The following is a 5702-nucleotide window of genomic DNA, read 5'->3' as shown; positions in this document are numbered from 1 at the left end:
GAGTCGTATCATGGGACGGAACAGCGCCGATTTGAGTTCAGCTTGCGGGCGCTATACAAATCCAGCTAAAGCGAGAGGAAGCCCGCTTTGGCGCCATAGCTGAGCGGGCCGTTTTATTTGTATGGAGGCGCGCATGTTCATCCGCGACGGTGTCTTCACCTCCGAATCGGTGTCCGAGGGGCATCCCGACAAGCTGGCCGACCGCATTTCCGACGCGGTCGTCGACGCTTTCCTGGAGCTGGAACCCGCGGCGCGCGTCGCTTGCGAGACCCTGCTCGCCGACCAGCACGTCGTGGTGGCGGGCGAGTTCCGGACCGAAAAGGAGGAGCACTACGCGGCGGTGCGCGCCCGCGCGGAGGCGCTGACCCGCGCCGTCATCCGCGACACCGGCTACACCGACGCGGATTCGGGCATCGATCCCGACAACTGCCACCTCGACGTGCGCTTCAACCACCAGGCTTCCGAGATCACCGACGCCGTGAAGGGCGCGCAGGGAGCGCAAGGCGCGGGCGACCAGGGCCTGATGTTCGGCTACGCCTGCGACGAGACCGGCGTGCTGATGCCGGCGCCCATCGTCGACGCGCACCGTCTGATGCAGCGGCAGGCCGAGGTCCGCCGCTCCGGCGCGCTGCCCTGGCTGCGCCCGGACGCCAAGTCGCAGGTCAGCTACCGCTACGAGGACGGCCGCCCGGTCGCGGTCGAAGCGGTGGTGCTCTCCACCCAGCACGACCCGGGCATCGGGCTGACGGAGCTGCAGGCGCTGGTGCGCGAGCACATCATCGACCCGGTCATCCCCGCGGCGAGGCGGAGCGCCGGCTACCGCGAGTACATCAATCCCAGCGGCTCCTTCACCGTCGGCGGCCCGAAGGGCGACACCGGCCTGACCGGGCGCAAGATCATCGTCGACACCTACGGCGGCGCGGCGCCCCACGGCGGCGGCGCGTTCTCCGGCAAGGACCCGTCGAAGGTGGATCGCTCGGCCGCCTACATGGCGCGCTTCCTGGCGAAGACCGTCGTGGCCCGTGGCTGGGCCGGCAAGTGCCTCGTCCAGCTGGCCTACGCGATCGGCGAGGCCGAGCCGGTCAGCTTCCTGGTCATGACGCCCACGGCGGGACGCACGCGCGACGCGGAGATCGCCGCGGCCCTGCGCGCGGAGTTCGATCTCACGCCGGCGGGGATCATCGAGCGGCTGCAGCTGCTGCGGCCCATCTACTACGGCACGGCGGCCTACGGGCATTTCGGGCGGGAAGAGCCGGAATTCCTGTGGGAGCACGTCACGACGGACAATTGAAGGAGTGAAGGACGCCGGCGCCGCCTGTGAGCGGCGGCGCCGCGCGAAGGGCTGGCCCACCTGACGGGCCGGGGGATTTGAATCCAGCTTGCGGCCCCGCCATTCCGGCAAATCCGCTAAAAGGAGGACCACGTGCCTACCTGTGCGCATTCCCGTCTGTCCGCTCTCGGCGTCTACGGATTCGACCGGCTCGAGCCGGTGATCCTGGCCGCGCTGGTCACCGAGGATCCGCTCCTGTTGATCGGCGCCTCGGGCACCGGCAAGACCTTCCTGCTCAACTCCCTCTCCGAGGCCCTGGGCCTCGAGCACCGCCACTACAACGCCAGCCTGATCTCCTTCGACGACCTGGTCGGCTTCCCCTACCCGGACCAGGAACACGGCGGCGTGAAGTTCCTCGAGACGCCGGCCACGGTCTGGGGCGCCGAGTCGGTGCTGATCGACGAGATCAGCCGCTGCAAGCCCGAGCACCAGAACCGCTTGTTCGCTCTCGTGCACGAGCGCCGGGTCCAGGGGATCGCGCTGCCCAGGCTGCGCTACCGCTGGGCGGCGATGAACCCGTGTTCGGCCGACCAGGGCGGGGCCGAGGACTACGCGGGATCGGAGCCGCTGGACCAGGCGCTGGCCGACCGCTTCGCGCTGTTCGTGGAGGCGCCGGACTGGGACGGCCTGGACGATGAGGCGCGGGCCCTCGTCGCCGATCCGAGCGGTGAGGGCCGGGTCGCCGACGACGGGGGTCAGCTCCTGCGACAGGTCGCATCCTGGCGAAGCGCTTTCGCCGAGCAGGTCGAGGCGTGCCCGGAAACGGTCCTGGACTACGTCTCCAATGCGGCTACGGCGCTCAACAGCGCGCGCATCCGCGTCTCACCGCGCCGCGTGCGGCTGATGGCGCGCAGCCTGCTCGCGGCGTCGATCGTCGCCGGCGAACTGACCGATGAGCTGCGACTGACCGTGCTCAAGGCCAGCCTGCCGCAGCTGACCTGGGGGCCTCCCGCCCGGGAGGAAGCCGTGGCGGCGGCCCACCGCTTCGCCCTGGACTGCGGGACTTCCTTCAAGGGCGGCTGGGTCCACCGCTTCCTGGTGGAGCGGCCGCTGGCGAGGAAACTCGACATCCTCCTGGTGCACGGCCGCAGGCCGGACGAGTGCACCCAGGCCGTGAACCGGCTGCTGGCCTCCGAATCCAGGGAGAGGGCCGCCGCCTTCGCCTTCGCCACCTACGCGTTCGCCGCGCAGGGGCGCCTCGTCATCGGCGCGGAAGGGGTCAACGACCTCGCCAGGGTCGCCGCTCCCATCCTGTCCGTGGAGGGCGTGGTCTCCTGGCAGGAGCGGTATGCCGACCATGGCACGGTCCATCCCGATTGCGACCGTTTCGCGCGTGTCCTGGCCGAACTGGAGAACAGCGGCGGACGCTACGACCGGGCGCGCCAGTTTTTCAACTGGTGCCTGGTCGAACGGGTCAGCCCCGAGGATCCCGCGGCCCTGGAGGCCGAGATCGACAACTGCGTCAGGAAGCTCGCGGAAAGGGAGGCGCCGTGACCGCCGCGGGATGGTCGCCGCCGCGGGCGTGCCGACCCGGCCTGCGCGCCAACATGGGCGGCCCCATGAGCCGCACCCGCTCCGAGACGATCGTTTCCTCGCTGCTCGGCAGGGGCGACGGCACGATCCGCTGCCCGTGCGTGCTGCGGATCGGGCTGAGGTTCGAATCGGCAGTGAGCGTCGACGCGATCGAACGCCTGCTGGCCGAGGCGGGCTTCGCCGACCCGGAGGAATTGCGCGGGAGGTTCCCGCATCCCGACCGGCGTCTGGCCTGCCGCCCGCTGCCCGCCGATGCCGGGCGCGTGTCGGTGGCGCGGGGCGGACGGGACGCGGTGCTGCGCCACGCCTTCCTGCTGGGATTGTGCACGGCGCAGATCTACGACCCGGCGCGGCCCGTGCTGTGGACCGAGGCCAGCCTCGGGCGCGGCCTCGAACTTTTCGACCTGGGGGGGTTCTACTCGTGAACGAACGACGCTTCCGCTCGATCCTGCTGGAACTGATCGACGAGAACCCCCTCGCGATCCGCGCCGTGCTGCAGATCCTGGAGGTCGATTTCACCACGCGGGTGCCGACGCTGGCGGTGACCTGCGCGGACCGTCCGCGGCTGCTGGTCAACCTCGCCTTCGTCGACGATCACTGCGCCAACGACGACGAGGTGAAGGCGGTCATCATCCACGAATTCCTCCACGTGCTCCTGCGCCACACCGAGCAGCGGCAGCCGCCGACACCAGCCCGCCACCTGGCCCTCGACGCGGTGATCAACGCCATCATCCACCGCCAGTACGGCAGCGGCTATTCCGCGATGATGGCGCGGTACTACGGCGAAAGTCCCGGCCTGAAAAGGCTGCTCCGCGCGATGAACGCCGAGGAACTCGAGTGTCTGTCCGCCATGCGGAAGAACAAGGACCATCTGCCGACGTGGGTGCGGGCCTGGGCTGCGCTGTACCGCGGCGAACTGATCGCCGACGACATCGAGGCGTTGGCCGTGCATCTGGAGGAGGCGGGCGCGGGGGCGCGCGGCCGGGGTCCCTTCACGCTCGGAGACGAAGGCGACGGCGGCGCCGGCGAACTGCTCGGCAACCACGACGAGCGGGGCGACGCGTTGCCGGACGCCCTGCGGGAAGCCCTCGAGAAGGCGATGCGGGAGATGAACGGTGAGGGCGTCTGGCGCGCTCCCGGTGGCCGCGGCGCCGGCGCCGATCCCTACGAGGCGCTTTTCGCCGCGGCCGACGGTCCGCTGCGGCAGTGGCGGGCGACGACGCTGGCGATCCTGCGCCGGCACCTCACGCCCGACAGGCGCTCGCGCGCGCATCTCGACGCCCCGCGCGAGTACCGGCTGCCCGTGCTCTCGCCGCACGACCGCCGCGCCTTCCTGCGCGCGCAGTGGACGCCCTTCCTGCCGGAGGCCCGCTGGGGCGGCACCGTCCCGCGGCGCGCCGGTACGGCCCAGGTCTACCTGGATGTCTCTGGTTCCATGTACGCCGAAATGCCGCACCTCGTCGCCCTGCTCGGGCAGCTGACGGGCCTGATCCGCCGGCCGTTCTGGGCCTTCAGCACCCACGTCGCGCCCGCGGTCATCGAGCGCGGCGTCCTGAAAGCGCAGACCACGGGCGGCACCAGCATGACCTGCGTGCTCGAGCACCTGATCCGGACGCGCCCGGCGTCGGCCGTGGTGGTCACCGACGGTTACATCGAGGCGCTGGACCGGCAGCTCGTGGCGAAAACGGCGGGCACGAGGCTGCACGTGCTGGTGAGCCGAGACGGCAGCCCGGCGGCACTGGAGAGCGCTGGCCTCGCCTACACCCAGCTTCCGGAACTGAAAGGAGACAGCTCATGATCCGCATCAGCGAGATCGTCCTGCCCGGCCACCCCGACAAGTTCTGCGACCAGGTCGCCGACGCCATCGTCGCCGAAGGCGTCCAGATCGATCCGGACGCCTACGCCCAGATCGAGGTCGCCGTCTGGTCCTGCCAACTCTGGCTCACCGGCGGCATCTGCACCCGACGGCCTCTGGCGCGCACGCTCCGGGAGATCGTGGTGGAAACGGGCCTGGCGATCGGCTACGTGCCGGGCAACCACGTCGACGCCAACCGCTACACGGTGCACAGCGCCGTGTGCGAGGTGCTCGACGACCCCGCCCGGTTCACGGGCAAGGTCAACGACCAGAGCGTGGTGCTCGGCTGGGCCGGCTACGACGCGAACACGCGTTACCTGCCGCCGGAGCACTACCTTTGCCACGTGCTGCGCGAAGCATTGGCCGCGGCCTGCGCCGACGGGCCGCTGGCCGGGCAGGGACCCGACGGCAAATTGCTGCTGCGCCTGCGCGAGGAGGGCGGGCGCTGGATCGTGGAACACCTGCTGGTCACGCTGCAGCAGCGCGCGGATGCGAAGTTCATGGACGTCTGCGAGGCGCTCGTGCAGGTGCTCGCGCTGGCCTACGCCGGGGCCAGGGAGCGCGACCCGCGCTGGCGCGCCCGCTGGGACGAGATCGAGCTGATGATCAACCCCAACGGCCCGCTGGTGCAGGCCGGCAGCAACGGCGACAACGGCCAGACCGGCCGCAAGCTCGTCATGGACTTCTACGGCCCGCGAATCCCCATCGGTGGTGGGGCGCTGTCCGGCAAGCACCTCTCGCACATCGACCGGATCGGGTCGTACGGGGCGCGCGAGGCGGCCGTGAGGGCCGTGCAGTCGGGCGCGTCGGAATGCCTGGTGCGGGTGGCGTACGCGCCCAACGTGGAGCGGCCGCTGGACGTCTGTTACGAGATGGCCGGGAGGGGCGAGCGGCTGGCGGCGGGATTTTTCGCGCATCCGGAACTGGTGGCGCGGTATCCGGCATCGGTGATCGGAGCGAGGCTGGGGCAGGGGCTGCACTTCT

General features: G+C 70.5%; 5 protein-coding genes. All 5 read left to right on the top strand.

Going from position 1 to position 5702, the window contains the following annotated elements; genetic code table 11:
- Positions 1 to 133 precede the first annotated feature (133 nt).
- Positions 134 to 1291, top strand: a complete 1158-nt coding sequence (gene metK / locus Q7W29_01790) for a methionine adenosyltransferase (protein ID MDO9170543.1) — start codon at positions 134 to 136, stop codon at positions 1289 to 1291.
- Positions 1292 to 1423: 132 nt separating this feature from the next.
- A complete protein-coding gene (locus Q7W29_01785) occupies positions 1424 to 2824 on the top strand; it encodes a MoxR family ATPase (protein MDO9170542.1) in 1401 nt (466 codons plus the stop codon).
- Positions 2821 to 3288, top strand: a complete 468-nt coding sequence (locus tag Q7W29_01780) for a hypothetical protein (GenBank protein ID MDO9170541.1) — start codon at positions 2821 to 2823, stop codon at positions 3286 to 3288. The genes Q7W29_01785 and Q7W29_01780 overlap by 4 nt, the downstream gene beginning before the upstream one ends.
- Positions 3285 to 4661, top strand: coding sequence for a hypothetical protein (locus Q7W29_01775; protein MDO9170540.1), 1377 nt, complete (start codon positions 3285 to 3287; stop codon positions 4659 to 4661). The genes Q7W29_01780 and Q7W29_01775 overlap by 4 nt, the downstream gene beginning before the upstream one ends.
- Positions 4658 to 5702: methionine adenosyltransferase domain-containing protein (locus Q7W29_01770; protein MDO9170539.1), on the top strand; the 1045-nt coding region annotated here is incomplete at its 3' end. The genes Q7W29_01775 and Q7W29_01770, both read left to right, overlap by 4 nt.

The organism is bacterium (genome assembly GCA_030654305.1).
In the GTDB taxonomy this organism is placed as follows: domain Bacteria; phylum Krumholzibacteriota; class Krumholzibacteriia; order LZORAL124-64-63; family LZORAL124-64-63; genus PNOJ01.
The sequence above is the reverse complement of the archived record's forward strand: the minus strand, read 5'-3'. Positions and strand labels throughout refer to the sequence as shown.

Excerpts from the sequence above, each read along its gene's own strand:
- metK (MDO9170543.1), top strand. The coding sequence starts at position 134 with ATGTTCATCCGCGACGGTGTCTTCACCTCCGAATCGGTGTCCGAGGGG.